This window comes from Acinetobacter sp. YH01021 (assembly GCF_013420255.1).
GTDB lineage: Bacteria > Pseudomonadota > Gammaproteobacteria > Pseudomonadales > Moraxellaceae > Acinetobacter.
In genome coordinates, this window is record NZ_VOYO01000001.1 from 22,238 (window position 1) to 46,513 (window position 24,276).

21 protein-coding genes are annotated in these 24,276 nt (G+C 44.5%); 9 read left to right on the plus strand and 12 right to left on the minus strand.

The genetic code is table 11. From position 1 onward, the window contains the following. The first annotated feature begins 224 nt into the window (after window positions 1–224). Window positions 225–1,844 (plus strand): inorganic phosphate transporter, encoded by a 1,620-nt coding sequence (locus tag FTT86_RS00090; RefSeq protein WP_044111639.1) that lies wholly within the window; start codon window positions 225–227, stop codon window positions 1,842–1,844. 337 nt (window positions 1,845–2,181) lie between these two features. Here FTT86_RS00090 and FTT86_RS00095 read toward each other — a convergent pair whose 3' ends face one another. Together FTT86_RS00095 and FTT86_RS00100 are read right to left on the minus strand one after the other, a co-directional pair. Next, window positions 2,182–3,723 (minus strand): hypothetical protein, encoded by a 1,542-nt coding sequence (locus FTT86_RS00095; RefSeq protein WP_180180345.1) that lies wholly within the window; start codon window positions 3,721–3,723, stop codon window positions 2,182–2,184. Between the two features lie 219 nt (window positions 3,724–3,942). Then, the gene (locus FTT86_RS00100; protein ID WP_180180346.1) at window positions 3,943–4,560 is read right to left on the minus strand and encodes a rhomboid family intramembrane serine protease; all 618 of its coding nucleotides are present in this window, start codon (window positions 4,558–4,560) and stop codon (window positions 3,943–3,945) included. 158 nt (window positions 4,561–4,718) lie between these two features. Here FTT86_RS00100 and nfuA point away from each other — a divergent pair, with 158 nt between their 5' ends. Continuing rightward, window positions 4,719–5,357 (plus strand): Fe-S biogenesis protein NfuA, encoded by a 639-nt coding sequence (gene nfuA / locus FTT86_RS00105; protein WP_044111637.1) that lies wholly within the window; start codon window positions 4,719–4,721, stop codon window positions 5,355–5,357. Between the two features lie 194 nt (window positions 5,358–5,551). Continuing rightward, window positions 5,552–7,651 (plus strand): TonB-dependent receptor domain-containing protein, encoded by a 2,100-nt coding sequence (locus FTT86_RS00110; protein ID WP_180180347.1) that lies wholly within the window; start codon window positions 5,552–5,554, stop codon window positions 7,649–7,651. A 42-nt stretch (window positions 7,652–7,693) separates the two neighbouring features. Here the strand turns inward: FTT86_RS00110 and FTT86_RS00115 are convergent, their stop codons facing one another. Together FTT86_RS00115 and FTT86_RS00120 are read right to left on the minus strand one after the other, a co-directional pair. Next, entirely contained in the window at window positions 7,694–8,695 is a 1,002-nt protein-coding gene (locus tag FTT86_RS00115) for a hypothetical protein (protein WP_180180348.1), read from the minus strand. Window positions 8,696–8,709: 14 nt separating this feature from the next. Continuing rightward, on the minus strand, window positions 8,710–9,747 hold the full coding sequence (locus tag FTT86_RS00120; RefSeq protein ID WP_180180349.1) for an alpha/beta fold hydrolase: 1,038 nt from the start codon (window positions 9,745–9,747) through the stop codon (window positions 8,710–8,712). 315 nt (window positions 9,748–10,062) lie between these two features. Between FTT86_RS00120 and FTT86_RS00125 the strand changes: the two genes are divergently transcribed. After that, window positions 10,063–10,677 (plus strand): carbonic anhydrase, encoded by a 615-nt coding sequence (locus FTT86_RS00125; RefSeq protein WP_004646264.1) that lies wholly within the window; start codon window positions 10,063–10,065, stop codon window positions 10,675–10,677. A gap of 43 nt (window positions 10,678–10,720) precedes the next feature. On the opposite strand, the gene FTT86_RS00130 is transcribed toward FTT86_RS00125, so the two are convergent. Next, on the minus strand, window positions 10,721–11,350 hold the full coding sequence (locus FTT86_RS00130; RefSeq protein ID WP_005246979.1) for an arylesterase: 630 nt from the start codon (window positions 11,348–11,350) through the stop codon (window positions 10,721–10,723). Window positions 11,351–11,361: 11 nt separating this feature from the next. Here FTT86_RS00130 and FTT86_RS00135 point away from each other — a divergent pair, with 11 nt between their 5' ends. Together FTT86_RS00135 and FTT86_RS00140 are read left to right on the plus strand one after the other, a co-directional pair. Next, window positions 11,362–12,087, plus strand: coding sequence for an ABC transporter ATP-binding protein (locus tag FTT86_RS00135; protein WP_180180350.1), 726 nt, complete (start codon window positions 11,362–11,364; stop codon window positions 12,085–12,087). A gap of 1 nt (window position 12,088) precedes the next feature. Further along, window positions 12,089–14,581: an ABC transporter permease gene (locus FTT86_RS00140; protein ID WP_180180351.1), complete on the plus strand. Its 2,493-nt coding sequence runs from the start codon at window positions 12,089–12,091 to the stop codon at window positions 14,579–14,581. A 34-nt stretch (window positions 14,582–14,615) separates the two neighbouring features. On the opposite strand, the gene FTT86_RS00145 is transcribed toward FTT86_RS00140, so the two are convergent. Beyond that, window positions 14,616–15,434, minus strand: a complete 819-nt coding sequence (locus FTT86_RS00145) for a rhomboid family intramembrane serine protease (RefSeq protein ID WP_180180352.1) — start codon at window positions 15,432–15,434, stop codon at window positions 14,616–14,618. A gap of 77 nt (window positions 15,435–15,511) precedes the next feature. Between FTT86_RS00145 and mtgA the strand changes: the two genes are divergently transcribed. Both mtgA and ppk1 read left to right on the plus strand, forming a co-directional pair. Next, entirely contained in the window at window positions 15,512–16,186 is a 675-nt protein-coding gene (gene mtgA / locus FTT86_RS00150) for a monofunctional biosynthetic peptidoglycan transglycosylase (protein ID WP_004279409.1), read from the plus strand. A 112-nt stretch (window positions 16,187–16,298) separates the two neighbouring features. Beyond that, window positions 16,299–18,380, plus strand: coding sequence for a polyphosphate kinase 1 (gene ppk1, locus FTT86_RS00155; protein WP_180180353.1), 2,082 nt, complete (start codon window positions 16,299–16,301; stop codon window positions 18,378–18,380). A 57-nt stretch (window positions 18,381–18,437) separates the two neighbouring features. On the opposite strand, the gene FTT86_RS00160 is transcribed toward ppk1, so the two are convergent. The 5 genes from FTT86_RS00160 to rubA form a co-directional block, all read right to left on the minus strand. Next, entirely contained in the window at window positions 18,438–19,031 is a 594-nt protein-coding gene (locus FTT86_RS00160; RefSeq protein ID WP_180180354.1) for a response regulator transcription factor, read from the minus strand. 182 nt (window positions 19,032–19,213) lie between these two features. Beyond that, window positions 19,214–20,122 carry a LysR family transcriptional regulator OxyR gene (gene oxyR / locus FTT86_RS00165; RefSeq protein ID WP_004279412.1) on the minus strand — a complete coding sequence of 303 codons (909 nt, stop codon included), beginning with the start codon at window positions 20,120–20,122 and terminating at the stop codon, window positions 19,214–19,216. A 13-nt stretch (window positions 20,123–20,135) separates the two neighbouring features. Further along, window positions 20,136–21,074, minus strand: coding sequence for an esterase EstB (estB, locus tag FTT86_RS00170; RefSeq protein ID WP_004646272.1), 939 nt, complete (start codon window positions 21,072–21,074; stop codon window positions 20,136–20,138). A 57-nt stretch (window positions 21,075–21,131) separates the two neighbouring features. After that, window positions 21,132–22,310: a rubredoxin reductase RubB gene (gene rubB, locus FTT86_RS00175; protein WP_114541194.1), complete on the minus strand. Its 1,179-nt coding sequence runs from the start codon at window positions 22,308–22,310 to the stop codon at window positions 21,132–21,134. Window positions 22,311–22,402: 92 nt separating this feature from the next. Then, window positions 22,403–22,567: a rubredoxin RubA gene (gene rubA, locus FTT86_RS00180; protein ID WP_004279415.1), complete on the minus strand. Its 165-nt coding sequence runs from the start codon at window positions 22,565–22,567 to the stop codon at window positions 22,403–22,405. 487 nt (window positions 22,568–23,054) lie between these two features. On the opposite strand from rubA, the gene FTT86_RS00185 reads away from it, so the two are divergent. Next, a complete protein-coding gene (locus tag FTT86_RS00185) occupies window positions 23,055–23,597 on the plus strand; it encodes an adenine phosphoribosyltransferase (RefSeq protein ID WP_071850580.1) in 543 nt (180 codons plus the stop codon). A 41-nt stretch (window positions 23,598–23,638) separates the two neighbouring features. On the opposite strand, the gene FTT86_RS00190 is transcribed toward FTT86_RS00185, so the two are convergent. Further along, window positions 23,639–24,133, minus strand: coding sequence for a YqiA/YcfP family alpha/beta fold hydrolase (locus FTT86_RS00190; RefSeq protein WP_180180355.1), 495 nt, complete (start codon window positions 24,131–24,133; stop codon window positions 23,639–23,641). Window positions 24,134–24,276 lie beyond the last annotated feature (143 nt).

Consider the following 24,276-nt stretch of genomic DNA (forward strand, 5'->3'; position numbering starts at 1 on the left):
TTTTGGTAGCAAAATATGTGCGGTTGCTAAGCTTAAATAAGCTGGAATCCTCTCTTAAGTAATTGATATATAAAATCAAAATCTAGTGTTTTAGTCGGAATTAAACAGGACGAATAGCAGCAAGAAAATCCAAATAATTGCTTCATATGACAGCAGTTTGTCATATAATTGTCACAATTTAACTGAACAATATGGGGATTCTTGAATCCTCTATTCCTGCTTGCATGAATCCTAATCAAACTCCCGTAGATTCAGCACACGGGTCGGCTTCCCAAAAGTCGACCAATGTTCATGTGCCAACACCGAAATTCTTTATGCCGGTGTTCCTGACTCTTATTATCACTACGCTGATTTATATCGGCTTCCAGTTGTCTGCAGATTTAGCGCATGTACCGGCCTTGGGCTTGTATTCAGTTATTTTGTTAGCGACGGCACTTTTTATTGCGTTGAGCTTTGAGTTCGTCAATGGCTTTCACGATACCGCCAATGCTGTGGCCACAGTCATTTATACCAATGCACTTTCAGCTCCTGTCGCAGTGATGTGGGCCGGCTTCTGTAATTTCCTTGGGGTTATGGTCGCCAGTGGTGCGGTCGCTTACGGCATTATTGCGTTATTGCCAGTCGAGCTGATCATGAATGTCGGCTCCGGAGCAGGTTTTGCCATGGTTTTTGCCATGCTGATCGCGGCAATTCTCTGGAATCTGGGAACCTGGTTCCTCGGTATTCCGGCATCCAGTTCACATACCCTGATCGGTTCGATTCTGGGTGTGGGCATCATGAACTATATTCTGAATGCCGGTACTGGCGCTTCAGGTATAGACATGGAGCAAGTCATGAAAGTCGGTAAGGCGCTATTATTCTCGCCTTTAATCGGTTTTGCATTTGCTGCAATTGTGTTCCTGCTGGTGAAAAAAATCTTCAAGCGTCAACTGGAATTGTTCCAGCCACCTGAAGGTAACAAGCCACCGCCACCATTGATTCGTGCCATGCTGATCTTTACCTGTACTGGGGTGAGTTTTGCCCATGGTTCAAATGACGGTCAAAAAGGTATGGGCCTGATCATGCTGATTCTGATCGGCTGTGTACCGTTGGCGTACTCGCTGAACAAGAATCTGGATGCACAACATATTCAATCTTTTGGTCAGTTATCTGCACAAACAGCGGATGTGATCTATCCAAATCATCAGGATATTCCGGATGAACAAGCCCGTGATGTCATTACCAAGTACATTCAGACCAAGGAAATTACCCCTGAAGTCGTGCCTGCATTGGCAAGCTTGACGGATCATCTGGGTGAGAAAGTCGGTAGCTATACCAGCATCAAGGATGTTCCTGAAGCTCAAGTATCTGAATTCCGTAATGACATGTATCTGAGCACTACAGCATTTAAGCGTCTGGATAAAGCAGAAGCTTTACCGGCAATGAGTGCTGCGCAGGAAAAAACAGTGGATGAATACCGTGACAATCTGGATTCATTCCTGCAATACATCCCGACCTGGGTAAAAGTGGCGACAGCCTTGGCACTCGGTCTGGGTACGATGGTCGGCTGGAAGCGTATTGTCGTGACTGTCGGTGAGCGTATTGGTAAACAGCATATGACTTATGGTCAGGGTATGTCTGCCGAACTTGTTGCGATGTCGACCATTGCGGCGGCAGATGGCTTTGGTATGCCGGTATCTACTACCCATGTATTGAACTCTGCAGTAGCAGGTACCATGGTGGCGAACAAGTCAGGTCTGAACTTCCAGATGGTGAAAACTATTCTGTCTGCTTGGATATTTACCTTGCCAGCAACGATCTGCCTGTCAGGCGGTTTGTATTGGGTACTGTTAAAAGTGTTCTAAGTTATTTAGACATAAAAAAAGCTGCTCTAGAGCAGCTTTTTTTATAGGTGATTTTTACCTCTCTCTGACCCTCACTTGCGCTTCGATTTAAAAGCGGTGCTTTAAAACTTGCTCAGGAGAGGGAATTACATTATTTATTCAAATAAAGCGAGTTTAATTTGAATAGTATTCATTTTATTAAAAAACGTTTCTTTAGATGCTTAATACTCATTTGAATCCATTGGGGAAGCTCCCTCTCCCTTTGGGAGATGAGAAGCACTGCTTCGCAAGGGTGAGGGGATAAACATTAAATAAAAGTTTATCTAACGTAGAAGAAGTCTCGAAAGAAGGAACTAAATTACTTCTTCAACTTACTTAATAATCCTTTTGGCAACTTCTCCGTTGCAAAACCATACAGCGCAGCAAAAGGCAATGCAGTACGCGCCAGATAAGCAACCCGCCACAAACCACCATGATTCGCGCCATGCATCATCAATTCAAGCGGATGGTTGAGTTTTACTTCAGGATTGGCCACCGATTCCGGATTACGCAGATCATGAATCCATAGTGCCGCCATAATCGCATTGGTGGTTTCAGGCGCGAAAGCTTCAACATCAAACAGGCTGGCACCGTTAAATGCGGCTTTTAATAGCGGATTCTTGGTCACGGAATAGGTGGTCGTCGAAGGCGCAATATTGATACTGACCCGTTGGCCTTGAGCGCGAGCCAAGGTGGCACGCCATTGCTGGATACGTTTTGCCAGCGCATAGTTCGGGCCTTGTTCAACTACTAGACAGTCACAAATGCCATATGCCTGATCACCAGACTGAATCAGTTCATGCGCATTTTTCTGGAAAAAATGTTTGCGGCTTAAAGTGGAAACACCTTTGGAGATGATTGCCTGTGCCTTGGAGCGTTCAGTATATTTTACTTTTGACGCTTCAATCACTTCACTCGGAACCGCATAAACATCGGTCGGCGTACACATGTACATCAGGCTGGTATTAGCTTTTTGCTGGCTGACATGCTGCATGATGGCATCCATCGCCATGGAGACCCGAACATGCTTTTCACCATCCAGATAGGCAATTGCAGCCAGATCCAGATCCTGCTCGAACTGTAATAACCATTTGGCAATTTCAGGAATCTGGGTCAGCAAATTCGCCCCCAGTTTTTCTTTTAAAATATCAAGTGAAGTATCAGTAGGCAGGTCTTCAGTACATGGCGCATACAGCGTGGCATTGCCTTGGTTGATGGTATCAACAATCTTGCCCCATACACGGGTATTCGGCAGATCAATCGCTACAATATTGGCTTTCCATTTCGCCAGCCAGGTCAGAGGACCGGCTTCAGATGCTGCACCAAACAGCACCGCCGTCCGATCTGACAAGTCAAACCATTCAGGATGTACCACACATTCACGCAGGGCATTGGCATGACTGGTTTCCACGATGCCTTGGCTTTCCCAGCGCTCAATCTGCTCCAATAAGGCATCACCTTGCAGCTTTTGACCGTGGTAAGGCACATACCATTCTGGTACAGCTTTACTGCTACCTGTGAGTTTGAATGTATGTAGTTGTTCAGCGGGCAGAGTTAAGGCATCTTGCAATACATACTTTTGACCATCACGGTAAAATTCAAAAGTCTGATGGGCCTTTGCCAATCCATCTTCAGCAATTTTCAAGCTGGCTTCAGGAGAACTCAGTCCCTGTTCGACCAGTTGCTTAAAATGTACTGTGTAGTGTTTGCGCCAGTTTTTTTCTGATTGTGCCTGTTGAGAACTGTGTGAATCGACATTGGCTAAGGCTGCTGCGATGATCGCGCGTCCTGCTTTGGAGCTACTTGGTTTTTGTTGCGGAGACTGAAGAGGAAATTGAAGACCGTCTGGTGTAATGGACATGCAAAATATCTCGAGAATGATAGTAATTAATATACAGATGTATACATTATCGCTGCAAAATTCAGTCCAAGATTGGCATTAAGTGACATCATCACTTTCTAATATATTACGAGATGTTTCAAACGAATAAGAGAGCAGTAGCTCTCTTATCCATTTTCAGCAGAAATATGAGGCTTAACTCATATGTAGCTTTATTCCTTCAATATTTAAAAAACCTGATTAAAACGGAACCTGCATCAGTTTATTCAGGAAATGCGGAATCAGGCGTGGCTCCAGAATAATCGTCATGACCACCCCGTAAGCCGCTCCCCATAAATGCGCGCTATGATTAATGGTGCTATTGCCTTTTTTGCCTGACCAGATGCTATAAGCTACATACAGCACAGCAAAAATAATGGCAGGAACCGGAATGAAGAACACAAAGATCAACTTCCAAGGTTCAAACAGAATATAGGCAAAAAGTACAGCCGAGACTGCACCGGAAGCACCTAGACTGGCCCAGCGCGCATCATTTTTATGCTTCAGGTAACTTGGCAGAATCGCTGCGATCAGACCACCGAGGTAAAACAGGATAAAACCCAGGTCATACAGATATTGACGATAAAAGCTTTCAATCACGCTGCCGAAGAAGAACAGGGTAATCATGTTAAACAAGAGATGAGCTCCATCCGCATGAATAAAGCCATGCGTAATAAAGCGGTCATATTGTCCACGTTGCAGTGCCGGTGGCCAGAAAATCAGGCGATTCATCACCGTCTCTTTGGAGAAAGCAATAAATGACACAATACAGGTGATCAGAATAATGGTCACGGTATGATTAAAAGGTAAATCAAGCATATAAATGATTCTAAGGGTGCCTATTTGCCAATTATCATGCCATTAAAATTAAGCTAAAGTTGTACTTTTATAATAAATCCGACAATTTTAGTTGATTTTTAAAAATTACCCCGCATCTTCAGTTAAAATGGCCGCTTGAGCTTGAGGAAATTATTGTTATGTCGACTGAGAACAGCAGCACTCCAGTTGTTGGTGAAATTCCCAACTTATTGATTACACCAACAGCACAAGAGTATTTAAAGGATCTACTGGATAAACAGAACACCCCGGGTATTGGTGTGCGTGTTTTTGTAGAGCATCCGGGTACTCCTCGCGCTGAATGTTGCATGGCCTATAGTGCACCTGATGAAGTTGTACCGACAGATTATAAGCAGGAATATCCTGATTTCCCTGCTTTTATCGACTCGCCATCTATTCCGTATTTACTCGATGCCGTGATTGACTACAACAAAGACCGTTTTGGTGGTCAGTTGACTTTCCGTGCACCGAATTCCAAAGTGCCACGCGTAGGGCCAGATGCATCGGTAGAAGAGCGTATTACCTATGTATTGCAGTCTGAAATTAACCCGGGCCTAGCAGGCCATGGCGGTAACTGTGCACTGGTTGAAGTCAAAGAAGACCCTGAAAAAGGTTTAACCGCTGTACTTAAATTTGGTGGTGGTTGCCAGGGCTGTTCAGCGATTGATATCACTTTGAAACAAGGTGTAGAAACAACGCTAAAACAGCATATTCCTGAATTGATGAATGTCGTTGATGAAACGGATCATAGTCAGTCTGAAGGTGCGTATATGAAATAAGCTGTTCTATATAACAGTTCATTTATCGCATATAAAAAAACCTCGAAATTTCGAGGTTTTTTTATATCTGGCTTAAAAAACCAGTGAATGTTAATGATAATAATTATCAATATTAATTGTATTAAATTGAGAAGCTGTTACACTTCGCAACCGAATAAACATGATTTCTTCATAAATATTGGGGCGCACAAGGTATGAATAAGCCATTCTTAAAAACAACTTTAGCTTTTGCCGTATTCACAGCAATGACTGTTTCAGTACAAGCACAAGATCAAGTTACTGAAGAAAAAGAAGGCGTATTGCAGTCTGAGACGACCAAGTTACAAACGATTGTGGTGACTGCGAGTGGGCAGGCAGTGGATGTTAAATCTGCGCTAGCTTCAATTAGTGTCATTACTGCCGAAGAAATTCAAAAACAACCTGTTTCAAGCTTGGCAGATATTTTAAAACGTGTACCTGGGGTAACAGGGGGGCTTAGTTCAAATGGTGCTGGCTCAAAAATTCAATTACGTGGCATGCCTGAAAATTACACACTTATCTTAATTGATGGAAAACGTGTAGGTTCGTCCAGAGATACCAATTATCGTGCAAACTTGGGTCATCAAGATCTAAACTGGGTGAGACCAGAAATGATTGAACGCATTGAGGTCGTACGTGGGCCAATGTCTTCTTTATATGGCTCTGATGCGATGGGTGGAGTGATCAATATCATTACCAAAAAAATCCCTTCAGAATGGGGAGGGTCTTTTACCTTAAACCATACCGTGCCCACCACATCTTCTGATTTGGGCCGAACGATCCAATCAGGACTAGTCGGATATGGCCCTTTAACCGATACGCTAGGTATGCGTGCCACAGTCGGGATCACTGAACAGGAAGCGGATCAAGGCTATCAAATTTCTGATCGTAATATTCCTGGAATGGCGGGAAATAAGGCAACAGGACAATCGGGTAGTCGTGATCAAAATGCGAATTTAAAATTTGATTATACGCCGAATGATATTCATAGCCTGTCTTTAGAACTGGGCTATGGGTTACAGCAAGACAACCCGTCTACCACATCACAGGTGGTGGATGGCCAAGAACAGGCCGTATTATCTTGGGGCCCGTCAGAGTTAGAACATCGTTCAATTTCCTTGTCACATGATGCCAAGTGGGCTTTTGGTGATTCAAAAATTACTGCTTACTATAATGATTATGATCAAAGTCAGGTGACAGAGACGGGGCCGACCACACAAAAATCCAAGGAAAGCATTGTAGAGGGTAATCTCAATATTCCGTTTCAGTTAGGTGTTGAGCATATCGCTACAGTGGGAGGCCAGTGGAAATCAGAAGAGTTGATCAATACACGTAATATTGGGCTTTCTATTCCAAGTTATGACGGAAATGAATATGGTTCAGAGCTAGAAGGAGATACTTGGGCGCTGTTTATTGAAGATAAAATTATTTTTAATGATCAAGTGCATTTAACACTGGGGAACCGTTTTGATCATCACGATAAATTTGGTACACATAATAGTCCTCGTGCTTATCTGGTGCTGCAACCAAATGAAGCATTGACCGTCAAAGGCGGTGTTGCTCAGGGCTTTAGAGCACCTTCATTAAAAGAGAATACTGCAGGTGCCGCGACTCGTTCAGGGGGGAATGGATGTACATCACTTAAGCCTTTGGGTTATGTGTCGGGCGGATGTTATATGGCTGGTAATGCAGACTTGCAGCCTGAAGAAAGTACTAACTATGAAATTGGATTTAATTTTGCTCAAAATGACTTTGATCTCGGTTTAACCTATTTCCACACAGATTTTAAAAATAAAATTGAATATCGTGCTTTAGGCGAAATTAATGGTGTGTGGTGGACACAATATCAAAATGCTGAAAAAGCGCGTGTACGAGGCTTGGAAGCAAGTATAGCATTACCACTTTTAGATAGTTTGAGCTGGAAAACCAATGCAACTTATTATTTTGAATCGAAAAACTTAGTCACAGGTAAGAATCTCTCAACGATTCCAGAGTTGTCAGTTTATAGTGCACTCAACTGGACGCCAACTGATCCACTTTCCTTGGAACTTGCAGCGCAATATACCGGTGAGCAATATACGGCAAGTGCTGAAGATACAGTGGTGATGCAAAAGCCACATACCGTATTTAATCTGTCTGCAAATTATGAGGTGAATGACCAAGTCACTGTTCGGGCCGGGTTAAATAATTTATTTGATAAAAAACTGTCAAATGCTTCAAATGATTATTATCTGGATCGTCAGCAAGTATTTGCCGGATTAACCTATAATTTCTAATCTAAGCAGACAAAAAAAGCCGCTTTATAGCGGCTTTTTTATTTAAATCTTAAGAATTTTCAAAGTATCTTCATGATAATAAAATTGTTCCAGATATTTGCGTGCACGCTCACGTAAATGGCCTTGAGAAACCATCTGCTGGATTACCGGACTGAGCAGTTGCTGCAATTCATTCTGAATTAGCGCTTCATCAATATTCAAATCACGTAATAACTGATCAAAGGTATGTTCCTGATTGCGGACATACCAGGTATGAATTCCGTCATGCACTTGCTGCTGCAGATAGTCTGTCTGACGTATATGATCCCAGATATCATGACCTAAGCCGACCGTCTGATTCAGGTCCTGCAGCTCAATATAATTCTTCAAGACCGATACTGGCATGTCTTTGATTTTATGCCAGAGATTGGCCTGAAAATGATAGAGTTTCTCGTCGTCAAAATGCTGGTTCAGCACATGCTCACTCATCTGGCTGAGCTTTAGAATGTTTTTTTGCAGATAACGCGCAATGGTGCTATCGAGGTTGGTATCGGTGACATTTTCCAGTACCGATTTGCCCATTTTCATAAAGCGGGAAACCCCGGGTACGCTTTTGGCAATCATGGAGTTATCCAGATAATCCTGAATGGAATGCTGGATCAATTGGGTAATCATGGCGGAAAATGCCGGATTATTCACTATGGTTTTAATCAGACGCTGCCGATGGCCACTTTTGCTGGCCACATACTGGGCGATCTTGTCTATGGTCAATACTGGAATCAGATCGGCAATCGTGGTGGTATCATTGGCCGGATGGACCAGGGCAAAACGGATATGCTCGGCAATCTGTTCAATCAGAAAGCTGCTGGCGGCAGTACCAAGAATCTGTTTTTGCAAAAGCTGATTGATCAGTTCACAGCTCCACAGCTCTTTTAGCGTCTGTTTACGCAACCATAAATAAAATGCATGAAACTCGCTTTGAATCGTTTCAGATTGAGAAAATGCCTGATCGAGAAAATCAAGTTGAGCATCGATCAACTGCTCAATCATCGGGTGTTTCTGCATAGCATCTCTGAAACTTAATTTAAAGGAATGAGTTTATCAGCAAGCGGGTTTTTTAGGGTCTGCGTCTTGGCCAGAAAAGGCAAATAATGTTGTGCAACCTGTTTTTCTGCTTCAAGAATCGGCATATGCCCGACATTATTTAAAATCACTGGTTTCTCGGCACGTTTCAGCAGGGCATGTAGTTCTTTGACTACTTCGACATTAATGATTCGATCCTGTCTGCCCCATAAAATCAAGGTGGGTGCTTCTACCGTACGGGTCAGGCGGGCAAAGGTTTCCGGTGTATAAATCCGGTTCAGCATCACCACCTGATCAATCGATTTGCTGGTTTGTTCAGCGCGTGAAATCAACAGTTTTTCCTGTGCATGCCGTAACTGATAAGGAATCACTGGCGGATTCTGCATCAGCTGTTTGGAAACATCTTGAAGATCACCAGGTTTGCTGACGATCAGGTCTTTTAAGGCTTGAGGATCTTTGGTATAGGACGTATTCCCCATTTTGTAAAGACCAGCACTATTGATTAAAAAAAGACTTTGCGTATCGAAAGGATATTGTGAAGCATACACCGTAGCAATCGATCCACCCAGAGAGTGGCCGGCAATGTGTAAATTTTCGTCCACATTTAAGGTTTCAAGGAACAAACGCAGTTGAGAGGTCACATTGGGCACAGAAACATCAAAATTGTCCGGAACTTTGGTGTCGCCGTTGCTTGGCAGATCCGGAATAATGACATGATAATAGGGCGTCAGAAACTGGGCGACCCGGTTCCAGTTGTCGCGCGTGCCGGCCAGACCATGAATCAGTAGAATAGATGGTTTGTTCTTGGCACCGCCTTCGCTATAGCTCCAGGTGACCTCGCCAATTTTGAGGGTCTTGGATTTGAGACCGGCAAGGCTGCGTTCCTGCAACAGATGCTGCTGCAAGACTTTGGCAGATGTTTCATTTTTCTGGCTAAACAGTATTTGAGCATGTGTCAGGCCCGGTAATGCCATGCTTAAGGCAACTACGGCTGAACAGATCATTTTCGAGCGCAATTTTATTATTTTCTTCATTGGCCATTCCCCAAAACAAACCCAGTGAGCAAATTGCTCAATCAAAATACTTCCATGTTATAAATTTGCAATTTTCATTCAAATAAAAACATTATTCTTCATTCTATTTTAAATCAATCTTTGCGCTTGTCACCCATTAGTTTTTTGCTAGATTGCATTAAATGACTGGAAAATGTGATGTATTACGCATAAATTCCCTGCAGAAATGAAATTAGATAAATGCTAAAAATTTAATCAGCTAAGATTTTTTGCAAGTGACATTCAAAAAAACTGGCAGTAAGATATTGCAACTAAAACCATCGGTGATAGAAAAGAATGCTCACAGCTCAAGAAGCTTTAGAACGTCTTAGACAGGGTAACCAACGTTTTGTCAGTGGCGATACCACGCATCCAAAACAACTTAGCCACCAACAGCGCGCAGAAATGGCAGAGGATCAGAATCCGTTTGCGATTGTCTTGGGATGTTCAGATTCGCGCGTTCCAGCCGAAATGGTTTTTGATCAGGGTCTCGGCGATCTTTTTGTGATTCGTGTTGCAGGTAATATTGTTGCACCCTCACAGGTCGGCAGTGTTGAATTTGCCGCGGCACGTTATGATTGCGCGATTGTGGTGGTGTTAGGTCACAGTCACTGTGGTGCGATTAAAGCGACTATTGATACCTTGATGTGTCCAGATTGCCCCCCATCGGCAAACCTGATGTCGATTGTGAACCGCGTACGTCCTTCAGTTGAAACTTTAATGCAAACTGAACTGAAAAATGACTTGGCAAAATTGTCCAAGCATGCAGTACGTTCCAACGTATTTGCTTCGGTGAATCAGTTGCGTCACGGTTCAGCCGTTCTGGAAAACCTGATTGGACAAGGAAAACTAAAAGTCGTGGGTGCTGAATATTCACTGGAAACTGGTGAAGTGACATTCTTCGATTTCTAATCACGATTCATCTAAATATATTCTAAAATAAGTTAAAGGCGCTTTATAAAGCGCCTTTAATGTATGGATAAGCATTATTTAACAGAATCGTCTGTGCTTTGGCATTTGGATGAATCAGATCCTTTTGCATCAGGGTTTTATTACCGGCGACACCTTGCATAAAGAAAGGCAATAATTTCACCTTATATTGCTGACTGACCACTTTATAATTATTTTCAAACGCCTTGCTATAGGCCTGCCCGTAATTAGGCGGCATCTTTATGCCAAATACAATGACCTTGGCCTTGGCTTTCTGGCTCTGCTGAATCAGGCTGGCTAAATTTTTTTGAATCATTTGCGGTGGTTGTCCACGCAAGCCATCATTGCCACCTAACTCAATCACCACAAGGTCTGGACGATGCGTCTGTAACAGTTTAGGTAGTCTGGCCAGTGCTCCGCTGGTGGTTTCGCCACTGACACTTGCATTGACCACTTTATGCTGTTTCGGATACTGTTGCTCTAAACGCTTTTGTAATAAATGTACCCAACCCTGCTGGGGCTGGATACCATAACCTGCACTTAAACTATCACCTAAAATCATAATTGTCTTTGCTGAGACCCCGAGTGGTATCAGGCACAGACTGAGCAAAAAAAAGTAAGGCAATAGCCGAGTTTTCTGATTAAGATCTTTCATATAGGACACGTATGATTCAAAGCAGCAACGATTCGACCATCATGCCACAGGCTATTATTTCTGCCCAGAAATTGACACAAAAGATACAACTTTCACAAAAACAGCTCACCATTTTTGAGGATCTTGATCTGGATATTCAGGCCGGAGAACAAGTGGCAATTACCGGTCGTTCCGGTTCCGGAAAATCCACATTACTGGGTATTCTGGCGACACTGGATCAGGCGAGTTCAGGTCAGCTTATGGTCTGTGGCGAATCGGTCTCTAGCTTGGATGAAGAACAACGTGCACTGGTACGTTTAAGAAATATCGGGTTTGTCTTTCAGTCTTTTCAGCTCTTACCGCACCTGACTGCACTTGAAAATGTAATGCTGCCACTGCGCCTGCAGCCCGGCTTTAAATATGCAGAAGCCGAGCAAAAAGCCTTGGCTCTGTTGCATAAAGTGGGTCTGGATCGACAGGCGCAGCAAACGCCAAAAGTCCTATCTGGCGGTGAACAACAGCGTGTAGCCATCGCTCGTGCACTGGTCAGTGAACCAAAAATCATTTTTGCCGATGAACCTACAGGCAATCTCGATGGTGAAACGGCCAGAGAAATTGAACAACTACTCTTTCAACTAAACCAGGAACTGGGGACGACTTTGGTGCTGGTCACGCATGATCGCAAACTGGCACAGCAGTGTCAGCGGCATTTTGAACTGCTGAATGGCGAGCTGATTGAACATCCGAGTGGAGGATGAAATGAATCCATTATTTCGTCCCTTACTGACGCAAAGCTTTAAAACCACCGGAATTTATCTGCTGATTATTGCCTTAACGCTGGCGATCAGTGCGACTACTGCACTCAAGTTTAGTAACGAGCAGATCCAAAATGCAGTCGCCTTGCAGGCAGCAGAAATGCTGGCCGGTGATCTAGTGCTTTCAGATAATGAGCCTTTGCCGGAGCAGTGGCGCGATCAGGCCAAGCAGCTGGATTTAAAGCAGTCAGAAGTCACTTTCTTTAGCAGTATGGCCTATACCGATGCGCAGTTTGTCATGGTCAATGTCAAAGCCATTGATCAGGCTTTTCCTTTGCGTGGCGAACTGCGGGTGCAACCGGCAAAAAAGTCGATTCAATCTGGTGAAATCTGGCTCAGTCCACGAGCCATGGATTTGCTCAAAGTCAAATTGGGGGATCAGCTCAATATTGCCGATGCGGCGTTTAAAGTCACCGCCAAGATTGAACAGGACTCCAATCAGGAACTTGGATTTTCCGGATTTTCACCAACGGTGATTATTTCCCAAGCAGATGTGGCACGAACCAATGCCATTCAGGTGGGGAGTCGGATTGAATATCGCTTACTCATGGCTGGCCGTCCAGACGATACCCAACAATATGAAGCCTTATTCAAGCAGCAGGTCAAGTCAGCAAACGGCTCGGCTGAAACGCCAGCGGAAGTACAAGGACAGGAGTTTGAGGAGCAAAGCAGTCTCAGGTTACGCAATGCCAGTGAAGGCAATACCCGCTTGATGAAGCCAATCGCCAATCTGGACACTTTCCTGCAACTGGCCAATATTCTGACCATTCTATTATGCGGGATTGCCATAGCCTTAACCGCGCAGCGCTATGTGCAGCAGAATCAGGATCATATTGCCTTGATGCGTTGTATCGGTGCCACCAAGCAGCAGATTCTGTCAGCTTATCTGGCTTTACTCGGGATGGTACTGTTAATTGCCATGCTAATTGGTACCGTGGTCGGGATCAGTCTGGGTTATGGCCTGTTACAGTTGATGTTGCAGCTGATTCCAAATTTACAGATTGAATTTTCAGCCCTAGTAATGTTGCTGGGACCATTGCCGGTGGCGATGCTGACCAGTGCCGTGGTGCTACTCGGTTTTGTGATGCCAAGTTTATTGCAACTGCTGAATACACCACCGATTCGGGTGATTCGCCAGCAGGAAAAATCAGTGCAATCCATGCTGTGGATGCTGCTGACTGGAACGCTCAGCCTGATTATTTTTAGTGTGATTTTGACTGAAAACTTGCTGCTGACCGCCTGGGTGATTGGCGCGATTATTGTGTTATGTGCAGTGCTGTATCTGACGGTATGGGGGATGTTGAAACTGCTGCGGAATATGAAGTTGAATCTGTCAGCCTATGTACGCACACCTTCTCAGACTGCTTTGCAGATTACGGCTTTAGCCTTGGGCTTGAGCCTGATTACAGTCTTGGCAGTCTTGCGTACTGATCTGCTGGATCGCTGGCAGCAACAGTTACCGGAAGGTACACCGAACCAGTTTGTTTATGGTTTACCGCCTTTTGATATGCCAGACCTGAAAGCTCAACTTGAGCAGAATGGCTGGAAAAGCACGCCACTGTATCCAAATGTCCGTGGGCGTCTGGTCGCCAAAAATGATCAGCCTTTTGCCGAGGAACTGGTGAAAAGCAGCAATACCTTAAGACGTGAACTGAATCTGACCCAGTCAAACCGCTATCCTCAGGATAATGTGATTGTCAGTGGTGACGCGGTATTAAAACAAGTCGGCACCGTATCGGTCGAAGCCAATACTGCTGAAGAGTTAGGGATCAAGATTGGAGATAAACTCAGTTTCAGCCTGCCGGAAGGGATACTGGAAGCTAAAGTCGTTAATCTAAGAACCGTCGAATGGGAAAGTTTTAGCCCGAATTTCTTCTTTATCTTTGCACCGAATAGCATGGATGCCAATGCCGGCAGTTATCTGGGCAGTTTTTATGTCCCGGAAACAGATAAAGGCAAACTGGTGTCTGTGATCCAGCAATTTTCCAACACGGTGTTTATTGATGTCAGCCTGATTCTGGAGGAGATCAAACGCATTGTGAATGTGCTAGTGCAAATCGTGACCATTCTGGCAGTACTGGTCAGCATTTCCGGTTTTCTGGTACTGATGGCCTGTCTGAACCTGTTGATGGATGAGCGCAAACGTGAAGTGGCTTTGCTTCGATCATTCGGTAGTTCCAAGCAGAAACTGAAAACCATGATGAGTCTGGAAATTGGTTTTATTGGGCTGTTTGCCGGAATAGTTTCCTGCCTGTTTGCCGAAGTGATCAGTGCGATTGCCAGTTATAAAATGGATTTAATGATTCAGCCGCATTGGGAAATCTGGATTATCTTGCCGATCTTTATGACCACTTTATGTGCGCTGATTGGCCGTTATCGCCTGAGTTATCTGTCAGAGATTCCACCCTTACAAAGCTTGCGTGAGATGAATCAATAAGATTCATCTCCGTGATTTTTAAACTGGCTGAGAGTTAAAGTTTTAGTTGCTGTTGCATCATTTCCAGAATCTCTTGCCACAGTGGGCGAATGGGTTCGAGTAAGGCCAAGTTATGTTGATAAAGCAGCACACAAAGGCCGAACCCGACAATCAAGGCAATCAGATTGAACAGGTGGCTACGCTGCATTTTTTGCCCGATGTACCAGAGCAAGGTGAGAAAAGCCCCCATCAGCATGCCGCCAATATGTGCGGCATTGTTGATTCCACTGATCATAAAGCCCAGCGCGAGGTTTAGACCCATCACCATCACCAGGGTTTTTTTATCCAGAATAAAACGTTGCTGTGGCAGCATTGGCAATAAGGCTAGCACTGTCAGTGAAGCCCCGAGTCCCATCACAGCACCAGATGCGCCGGCACTGACCGCAGGCAATAAATCCGGATTGGCCACACCGCCTTGGATCAAGCTATAGCTGTCTTGAATGTTCATATAGCCACTGAGCAGGCTGCCCATTAATCCGGCACACACATACAGGCCAATAAAATACATCCGGCCAAACAGCTGTTCGGCAACACTACCAAAAATATACAAGGCCCACATATTCAACATCAGGTGAATCAGGCCAAAATGAAAAAACATGCTGCTAAACAAGCGCATGGGTTCCGCTAAATAGGTTAAAGGTGCATAATCGGCACCCCAGAGAATAGCGTCTCGGGTACTCGGCTGGCTAACATCCATGCCATGCATGGCTTGCCAGCCAAATAATCCAACATTGATCCCGATTAAAATGGCGGTGATCCACCAGAGATGCATTTCAAGTTTGCGATGTTCGACAGGGGGAGAGTATTCAGACATGCTATTTTTTTGCTGTGATTGTATATTTCGAATAAGCTTAACACGAAAAATTAAATTTTCAGGAGTAACGCACTGACATGAAAGCCTTTCTGATCCGCACGATGCTCGTCATCGTCAGTGTGATTCTACTGGTTCAATTGTGGATCTTTGCCAGTCTGGCCTGGTGGCGAACCAATCCGGTGAATACCACCATGATGATGCGGATTGATTACTGGACAGAACCTTCCAAAGCGATTCAGCATCAGTGGCGTCCCTATGACGAAATCAGTCTGAATCTGAAACGTGCCATCGTCACTGCAGAAGATGGAAAATTTATTCATCACCATGGTTTTGACTGGGACGGGATTCAAACTGCGCTGAATAAAAACAGAAATCAGGGCCGTGTAGTGGCCGGTGGTTCGACAATCTCCCAGCAATTGGCGAAAAACCTGTTCCTCGTCAACAAGCGTTCATTTGTGCGTAAAGGTCAGGAGGCGGTCGCGACCTGGATGATGGAACGCATGTGGTCGAAAGAACGGATTCTGGAAGTCTATTTAAACTCGATCGAGTTCGGGGACAATATTTACGGCGTTGAAGCGGCGGCCAAACATTATTTTGGTAAAACCGCGCAAAGCCTGACCCGGGATCAAGCCATCTTTCTGGCGGCCATTCTCACCAATCCGAAATACTTCCAGGATCATCGCAATTCCTCTGCATTAAATGCACGTAAACGGATGATTCAGCGCTATATGCGTTATGCAGAATTACCTTAATTGATGATTTGAAGAGAAAGCCCAATTATTTGGGCTTTTTTTTATGAAATTGTCATCAATTTGAAGCATACTTGGAGCGATAAGCACAATTTTAAATCCGCATAGGTTTGATATGAATACGGCAGCCAGCACAACTTCAGCACAGCCCGAATATACATATAATGATCGTTATATTAATCGTGAACTGTCTATCCTAGACTTCCATTTACGTGTCCTGGAACAGGCTGTCGATCCTTTACATCCATTGCTCGAACGCATGAATTTCCTGTTGATTTTCTCGCGTAATCTGGACGAGTTTTTTGAAATCCGGGTCGCCGGGATGATGGAACAACTGGATCTGGACAATGAAAGCCGGAGTCCGGATGGCTTGACTCCAAAGCAGGTTTTAGAACAGATTTCTAAAACGGCGCATGCCGCCATTGAACGTCAATACCGTATTTTAAATGAAGAAATTTTGCCAAAATTGCGTGAGGAAGATATTTGCTTCTTGCGCCGTGGTGAATTGACCCCAGCACAATCTGCCTGGGTCAAAAAATATTTTCAGGAGCAGGTGGCTCCCGTCCTCACGCCAATCAGCCTAGACCCAGCGCATCCATTCCCGCGACTGGTGAATAAATCACTGAACTTTATTGTCACGCTGGAAGGGAAAGATGCCTTTGGCCGTCAGATTGATCTGGCTGTGGTACCTGCACCGCGTTCACTGCCACGCGTGGTGCGTTTACCGGATGAACTGACCGATGGAAAAGAACATCATGTGATGCTGTCGGCGATTATTCATGAGCATGTGTCTGATCTGTTCCCGGGGATGACGGCGACTGGCTGTTATCAGTTCCGTGTCACTCGAAATGCCGATTTGGCCTTGAATGAAGATGTCGAAGATCTGGCCAAGGCGCTCAAAGGCGAGCTCAGTTCACGCCGTTTTGGTCGTGCGGTACGTCTCGAAGTGACAGAAAATTGTCCGCAGCATATTTATGAATATCTGCTCAATGAATTTGATCTGGACGACGAGCAGCTTTATAAAGTTGCTGGCCCGGTCAATCTGGCACGTTTGCTGTCTAACTTTAAGCGTCCACATTTACGTTATGACTCGCATACGCCGATCATTCCCAAAGTACTGAAAAAATCTGAAAATATTTTTAGTGCGATGCAGAAACAGGATATTTTGCTGCATCATCCATTTGAATCTTTTGCGCCGGTCATTTCATTATTACGTGAAGCGGCACGCGATCCGCAAGTACTGGCGATCAAGCAGACCTTATACCGTAGTGGGCCAGATTCTGAAATTGTGCAGGTACTGGCTGAAGCTGCCCGCAATGGCAAGGAAGTCACTGCAGTCATTGAATTGCGTGCGCGTTTCGATGAAGAATCCAATATTGCGGTGGCCAATGTCCTCCAAGAAGCGGGAGCAGTCGTGGTCTACGGCATTGTCGGTTACAAGACTCACGCCAAGATGATTCTGGTGGTGCGCCGGGAAAATAATAAACTGGTACGCTATGTGCATCTGGGTACCGGTAACTATCATGCCGGCAATGCGCGAATCTATACCGATTATGGTCTATTAACGACGGATAAAGATCTATGTGAAGATGTGCATCGTATTTTCCAGGAACTGACCGGTATGGGGAAAATGGCCAAGCTGAAAAAGCTGCTGCATGCGCCGTTTACCTTACATGCCCAGTTACTGAACTATATCGATAATGAAATTGCCTATGCTCAAGCAGGTAAACCGGCGCAGATCATTGTCAAAGTCAATGCGCTGACCGAAATGCAGTTGATTAACAAACTCTATGAAGCCTCTCAGGCCGGGGTGCAGATTGACCTGATTATCCGCTCGATTTGCAGTTTGCGTCCGGGTTTACCGGGTCTGTCGGAAAACATTCGGGTGCGTTCAATTGTTGGACGTTTTCTGGAACATACCCGCGTGTATTATTTCAGCAATAATGGCAATTCTCGTATTTACTGCTCAAGTGCAGACTGGATGGATCGTAACCTGTTTAATCGGGTCGAGGCCTGTTTCCCGGTCGAAGATGAAGCCTTGAAAAAACGCATCTATCAACAAGGTCTGTTGAATTACTTGAAAGACAATCAGCAATCCTGGTTATTGCAAGGTGATGGTACTTGGCTGCGGGCACAGCCCAAAGAAGGTGAAAAACCGCATAATGCACAACGTATTCTGTTAGAGCTGTTTAAATAAGTTTAAGTATGTAAAGAGGCTGAATATTCAGCCTCTTTTTTATTCCGAACATAGAATTTAACTGTTCAAGCTGAGTTTAACCAGTTTTCGATAGATGTGTTTGACCCGACTATACATCTGATAGTCCTTCATCTGGAGCTGATCTTGTCGTTCAGCTTGCGATTGATGTTGACTCAATAATTTTAATAACTGCAATTCAGCGAGGTTAAGACAGGTTTTAGCAATGGGCTGGTGCAGGATATAGTCTGCCAGTTCAGTATGAATGTAGGCTCCGCCGCGTAAGACAATTTTTAGACTCTCAGCGAACTGCGGTAATGAATCATGATGCTGCATATAGCTATCTGCTCCGGATAATAAAGCAGAATAGATGAGTGCTATGGCATCCGTATTGAATATGGCAATAACAGGTGTATCTGAGCTTTGCTGTTTCAGCTGATGAATCAAACTGATCTCTGAAGTTGTTGCTGCATGATAAAGAATCAGATTAGGCAGATGTTCAGTAATCATGGATTGTGCGGACAGTATATTGTCCGCATACAGCAGCATATCTGGCTGATAGCCGAGTTGCTGTAGCACGGTCTGGATTTTTGACAGGTCGAGTCCAGTCGGTGAACGAATCACTAAAACCGGTGCAGGCAAAAGGCTAGCCAATAAAACGCGATCCTGTAGATGCGATAGAGAGCTATACTGTGAATCAGGCAGATGCAAATGCCTATCCCAAAGAATAGTGATTTAGCTGAAATGTAGAGATTCTAAGTTTCTAGGCGGACTGGATGCATTCAATTCAAGATATAAAAAAGGAGCAACATGTGCTCCTTTTTATTATCTATAGATCAGGCAGCATCGTGCTGAGTGATTTTCTGGAAAATCTGTAATAGCACATCAAACTCGCTTTGCAGCGGTGTGCTTTTACGGGTTACCAATGCCAGGGTACGACTTGGGGCTGAATCGATCGCTTTTACCTGAATCTCAGGATTGCCTTTAATCATATTGGTATGGATCGCAATTTCAGGCAGCAGGGTAAAGCCCAGATTTGCAGACACCATTTCGATTAAAGTCGGCAGTGAGCTGGCTTTTAAACGGTGATCATTTTTACGCTCACCAATCGGGCAGGCACTCAAGGCATGATCACGCAGGCAATGACCTTCTTCAAGTAACATCAGGCGAGACAGATCCAGATCTTCTAAAGAGTTTGCTTGTGCAGCATGCTGATCAGATTTTTGGTAAACCAGATACAGATTCTCTTTGGCAATTTCAGCAACTTTCAGACCACGGGTGTCGAAAGGCAATGCCAAAGCCACCATATCCAGGTTGCCATGTTCCAGCTTTTCTACAATCTTTTCACTTTGCGCTTCATGCAGATGCAACTGGATTTTTGGTAATTGCTTATGCACTTCATCCAGCAGCTGGGACAATAGGAAAGGTGCAATTGTTGGAATGACGCCGAGATGTAGATCACCGGTTAAAGGTTCACTCATCTCACGACTTAAACGCATTAGGTCCTGAGCATCGGCCAGTAGAACACGTGCGCGTGCAACCACTTGTTCACCAAGAGGCGTTAAACGAACATTCTGGCGGTCGCGTTCAACAAGTACGCCACCGAGTAAACGCTCCAGCTCCATGATGCCGCCAGACAAGGTTGACTGGGTGACAAAGGAGCGGCGAGCAGCTTCTGTAAAGTGTAGCGTCTCTGACAGTGTTACGAGGTATGACAGCTGTCTTAGGGATGGTAATGCAGCCATAGTGTCCTAATGTTTATGATTTAAAATGATCAGCAAATAATTCGCTAAGATATGGAATAAAATGCGGTGGGATATCATGCCCCATTCCATCAATTAATTCAAATTTAGCCCCTGAAATTGCTTTCGCAACGGCCTTGCCATGGCTAGGAGGCAGCAATCGATCTCGAGAACCATGGACCACCAGGGTTTCTTGTTTGATTTGCTTGTCCAGTTGCAGCAATGAGCCTGTACATAATATTGCTAAAAACTGTTGAAGTACACCAGCAGGATAGTAACTTCGCTTATATAATTTACGGGCGGTCTGCACCGCTTCCAGATGATTGACATAACCTGGTGAGCCGATGATCTTAAACAGTTTCAAACTATGATCAACAATGCCATCTTCATCTGTTGAAGCCGGTTTGTCAATCAAACTAAAGAGTTGCTTGGGAAAGGGTGGTGGCAACATCGGCTGGTTATTGCTGGTAAACAGTAAGCCCAGTTTTTTGACTTTGTCCGGATAACGCGCGGCCAGAATCTGGGCAATCATACCGCCCATCGAAGCACCCAGCACATAGACCTGTTCCAGCTGCATTTTTTCAATTAGCAGACTGACATCTTCAGCCATATCGTAAAGATCATAAGGTGCACCCTGATTACCCAGACCCAGTACAAAACGGCTCATCATTTTCAGGGTATTCAGGCGTGGACCTTTGTGATGGACTTTTGAAGACAGGCCAATATCACGATTATCAAAACGGATGATGTGATAACCATTGTCAATCAGTGATTTGCAGAAAAAGTCAGGCCAGTACAGCATTTGCCCACCCAGCCCCATAATCAGCAAAATGGTGGGATGTTCCGGATTTCCACCAACCTCGACATGTAGCTGGATCCCATTGCCAAGATCGACCTTGGTTTCATGCATGAACGAGGTATAAGGGGAAAGATTAAACTGTGCTGCGCTGTACATAGTCGCTGTCCTAATTAAAGGATATTTCGTTTAAAAAATATCCTTGCTATTAAACCTCTAAACCGCAGCAGGAATCAAGTCAGGAACCTGTTTGGTCAAGGCCAGACGCTGTTTGGCTGCAGTGGCGCCCAAAAGCACGAAACCACGTAAGGTGCCGTTAGCATCGAACGCTTTAGCCAGCATGCCATCGTCAAACTCTTCAGTTTCCCAGGTGACATCAACATCAACTGGTGCAGGTAATACCGTTAAAGGTGCAGCAGGCGTTTTGACTGCCACTGGCATAGCCGGATAATGTACAGCGGTATGTTCACCGTTTAAGGTTTTTGCCAAAGCGCGGGCTTGTTGCATGATCGGCATGACATAAGGCAATAAAGTTCCATTGACCTCGGCACAGTCACCTACAGCATAGATGTCGGCTTGGTTGGTTTCCAGTTGTGCGGTGGTCAAAACTCCGCGACTGGTATGTACGTCTGCCTGTTTCGCCAAAGAAATATTCGGCTGTAAGCCTACCGCAGATAACACTACATCAGCGACCAAAGACTGACCGTTGGCCAGCGTGACCAGATAATCACCATTGTCCGCACGAGAGACTTTTTCGACTGTTGTGCCCAAGACAAAGTGAATGCCGGTTTCTTCAAGATTCTTCTGGAAGGCAGTAGCAACATGTTCTGGCAATAAACGGCCAAGCGGCTGAGGTGCCAAATCAATGACTGTAACCTGATGATCGGTATTTTGCAGGTCATTGGCAAATTCACAGCCAATCAGGCCTGCACCTAAAATCACCACACGTTTGTCTTCACGTGCTGCCAGGTTGCTACGGAAAGTTTTATAATCACTTAGATTGTTGACGACATGAATGTCATCGCTGGCATCACCGGCAATCGCCAGACGTACCGGATTGGCACCGATGGCTAATACCAGTTTGCTATAATGTTGCGTGCTTTCTTGGCCATCTTTTTCCAAAACCAGTTGATGATCTTCCGGATGAATCGCCTTAACCCAAGTATGCTGTTCAATGCGCATATTCAGCTGTGCTGACATCTTAGCGGCATCGCCTAGTGGAATTTGTTCAGGTGCTTTATTGCCAGCCAAAGCATTGGAGAGCGTCGGTTTGGCGTAATTGACCGCATCATCCGCACAGATCATCAGCAATTCATGTTCTGGATTGAGTTTACGAAATTCACGTGCTACGGCATAACCCGCCATACCTGAACCAATAATGACGATAGGATGCATAGTTGTTTCCATATGGTAGAGCTCCATGCTGTATAAATGATAGAAGGGCATAAAAAAAGACCATAATGGATATGGCCTTTAACTGGACGTGATTAGACTTCGATCATTTCGAAATCGACTTTAGACACGCCGCAATCTGGACAGGTCCAGTCATCGGGGATATCTTCCCATTTGGTGCCCGCCACGATCCCGTCTTGAGGCCAACCTTCTGCCTCGTCATAAATCCATCCACATACGATGCATTGAAACTTTCTCATGTAACTCTCCAAAACTGAGCAACTGTAGGCGTCAGCTTAAAATCCATAAAAGGCAAGACTCTAAAAGAATATGACTTTTTAACAGTGAACATATTTGGCTAAATTTTTACGCAGTTCTATTCAGAAAGTAAAGTGAATAAAAGCTTAATCAGCGAAATTAGCAGCAGAATAGACGACACATTCCTCATTTATCTGAAAATCACGCCAATCAGCTTTTCTGGCGCAGGCGATTAAAGGATCAAAAGCTGAGGATGGCAAAAATGAGCGTTTATCTTGTGGGATAGACCAAAGTCGTGCAGTAAAAACTTGAGTTTTTAGGTAATTTAGAATCAGTAAAGTCTGGATTAAATATTTTTAAAATAAATCAATATAATAAAATCAATATCTTGTCATTAAATGTCGGGTTTTTATTAGGCAGCTTGGCTTGTCCGCTCTACTCAAATAGGTTTAAAATTCCCATATTCCTTTTCTTTTTTTAAGATCTCCCATGAGCAATTTGTCTACTTCTTTGTGGTCTCACATTCGTACGGTCCAAGATTTTCCAAAACCAGGAATTTGCTTCTTTGATTTGACCCCACTTTTCATGAGTAATATTGGTCCATTGACTGACGCTTTGATTGCCAGCATTCCTGCTGACAAACTGGCAGAAGTAGAAAGCTTTATTGCGGTTGAAGCGCGTGGTTTTGTGTTGGCAAGCTTGTTGGCACAACGTACAGGCAAAGGCTTATTGTTGGTGCGGAAAGCAGGTAAATTGCCACCTCCAGTGGTTGGTGTGGGTTATAGCCTGGAATATGGTCTGGATCGTTTAGAAATGTCTGCGAACGTTCAGTCCCAGAAAGTAATTATTGTGGATGATGTTCTGGCAACCGGTGGAACCTTAAAAGCAGTGAATGAACTGGCTCAAAAATGTCAACATGAAGTACTTGGTGCAAGTATCTTCCTTGATCTTCCTGACCTGCATGCTGAATTAGGCCTGGATATCTGGTCAGTACTGGACGACAAATCTCAGCCTGAAGCGGCAGTTGCTTAAGTCATAAATTAAAAAAAAAGCCCCAAAATTGTGGGGCTTTTTTATTGCCTGATAAAATGATCTTCGATTTCCTGAATCAGTGTGTTAATTTGCTCAGGATGTTCCAGACGATGATGGCCGCCATCAACTGCCTGAATTTGCATATAGTCTTCAAGTTGTGTCTGAACCGCATGCATATCCAGAACTTCATCGCCCAGCTCAAGATAGGCAAACTGAGGAATATCATGCTGTAAATCGTGATGCCCAATGGCTGGATAGTCATCGCGGAAGTTCGGCTGCAAAATGGGATTGGCCACTACACAGGGAATTTGATACGCCTGTGACATTTTCAGTGCCCAATAACCGCCAAGACTGTGGCCGACCAGAATATCCGGTTTAATGGTTTCAATCATCTCATGATAAAATTCGGCGACCGAACTATAGCTCAGATTTCGGTAATCGACATCGATACAGTACTTGTGTACCACCTCAATGGCGTGGAACTTGGTGGATTCTCTGGAGGAATCTAAGCCATGTAAAAACAAAATCTTAGACATAGTTCATTACTCATTTTTATGGGACATGCCATATTGGTTATTTGTTGATTGGCACATCATCTTCAATCTGAGCGTCATTGTAGAACGTCTAGGTATACAAGGCAGTTAGCTATTGGTCTAAGCCGCAGTTTTGCAGTGCAATG

What these genes read in the sequence shown, in the direction of transcription:
- FTT86_RS00090 (WP_044111639.1), top strand. Translation starts at nt 225, where the DNA reads ATGAATCCTAATCAAACTCCCGTAGATTCAGCACACGGGTCGGCTTCC.
- ppk1 (WP_180180353.1), top strand. Translation starts at nt 16,299, where the DNA reads ATGAATACGGCAGCCAGCACAACTTCAGCACAGCCCGAATATACATAT.
- FTT86_RS00100 (WP_180180346.1), bottom strand. Translation starts at nt 4,560, where the DNA reads ATGCTTGATTTACCTTTTAATCATACCGTGACCATTATTCTGATCACC.
- nfuA (WP_044111637.1), top strand. Translation starts at nt 4,719, where the DNA reads ATGTCGACTGAGAACAGCAGCACTCCAGTTGTTGGTGAAATTCCCAAC.
- FTT86_RS00145 (WP_180180352.1), bottom strand. Translation starts at nt 15,434, where the DNA reads ATGTCTGAATACTCTCCCCCTGTCGAACATCGCAAACTTGAAATGCAT.
- rubA (WP_004279415.1), bottom strand. Translation starts at nt 22,567, where the DNA reads ATGAGAAAGTTTCAATGCATCGTATGTGGATGGATTTATGACGAGGCA.
- FTT86_RS00095 (WP_180180345.1), bottom strand. Translation starts at nt 3,723, where the DNA reads ATGTCCATTACACCAGACGGTCTTCAATTTCCTCTTCAGTCTCCGCAA.
- oxyR (WP_004279412.1), bottom strand. Translation starts at nt 20,122, where the DNA reads ATGGCTGCATTACCATCCCTAAGACAGCTGTCATACCTCGTAACACTG.
- FTT86_RS00130 (WP_005246979.1), bottom strand. Translation starts at nt 11,350, where the DNA reads ATGAAAGATCTTAATCAGAAAACTCGGCTATTGCCTTACTTTTTTTTG.
- FTT86_RS00135 (WP_180180350.1), top strand. Translation starts at nt 11,362, where the DNA reads ATGATTCAAAGCAGCAACGATTCGACCATCATGCCACAGGCTATTATT.
- mtgA (WP_004279409.1), top strand. Translation starts at nt 15,512, where the DNA reads ATGAAAGCCTTTCTGATCCGCACGATGCTCGTCATCGTCAGTGTGATT.
- FTT86_RS00190 (WP_180180355.1), bottom strand. Translation starts at nt 24,133, where the DNA reads ATGTCTAAGATTTTGTTTTTACATGGCTTAGATTCCTCCAGAGAATCC.
- FTT86_RS00110 (WP_180180347.1), top strand. Translation starts at nt 5,552, where the DNA reads ATGAATAAGCCATTCTTAAAAACAACTTTAGCTTTTGCCGTATTCACA.
- FTT86_RS00185 (WP_071850580.1), top strand. Translation starts at nt 23,055, where the DNA reads ATGAGCAATTTGTCTACTTCTTTGTGGTCTCACATTCGTACGGTCCAA.
- FTT86_RS00140 (WP_180180351.1), top strand. Translation starts at nt 12,089, where the DNA reads ATGAATCCATTATTTCGTCCCTTACTGACGCAAAGCTTTAAAACCACC.
- rubB (WP_114541194.1), bottom strand. Translation starts at nt 22,310, where the DNA reads ATGCATCCTATCGTCATTATTGGTTCAGGTATGGCGGGTTATGCCGTA.
- estB (WP_004646272.1), bottom strand. Translation starts at nt 21,074, where the DNA reads ATGTACAGCGCAGCACAGTTTAATCTTTCCCCTTATACCTCGTTCATG.
- FTT86_RS00120 (WP_180180349.1), bottom strand. Translation starts at nt 9,747, where the DNA reads ATGAAGAAAATAATAAAATTGCGCTCGAAAATGATCTGTTCAGCCGTA.
- FTT86_RS00125 (WP_004646264.1), top strand. Translation starts at nt 10,063, where the DNA reads ATGCTCACAGCTCAAGAAGCTTTAGAACGTCTTAGACAGGGTAACCAA.
- FTT86_RS00115 (WP_180180348.1), bottom strand. Translation starts at nt 8,695, where the DNA reads ATGCAGAAACACCCGATGATTGAGCAGTTGATCGATGCTCAACTTGAT.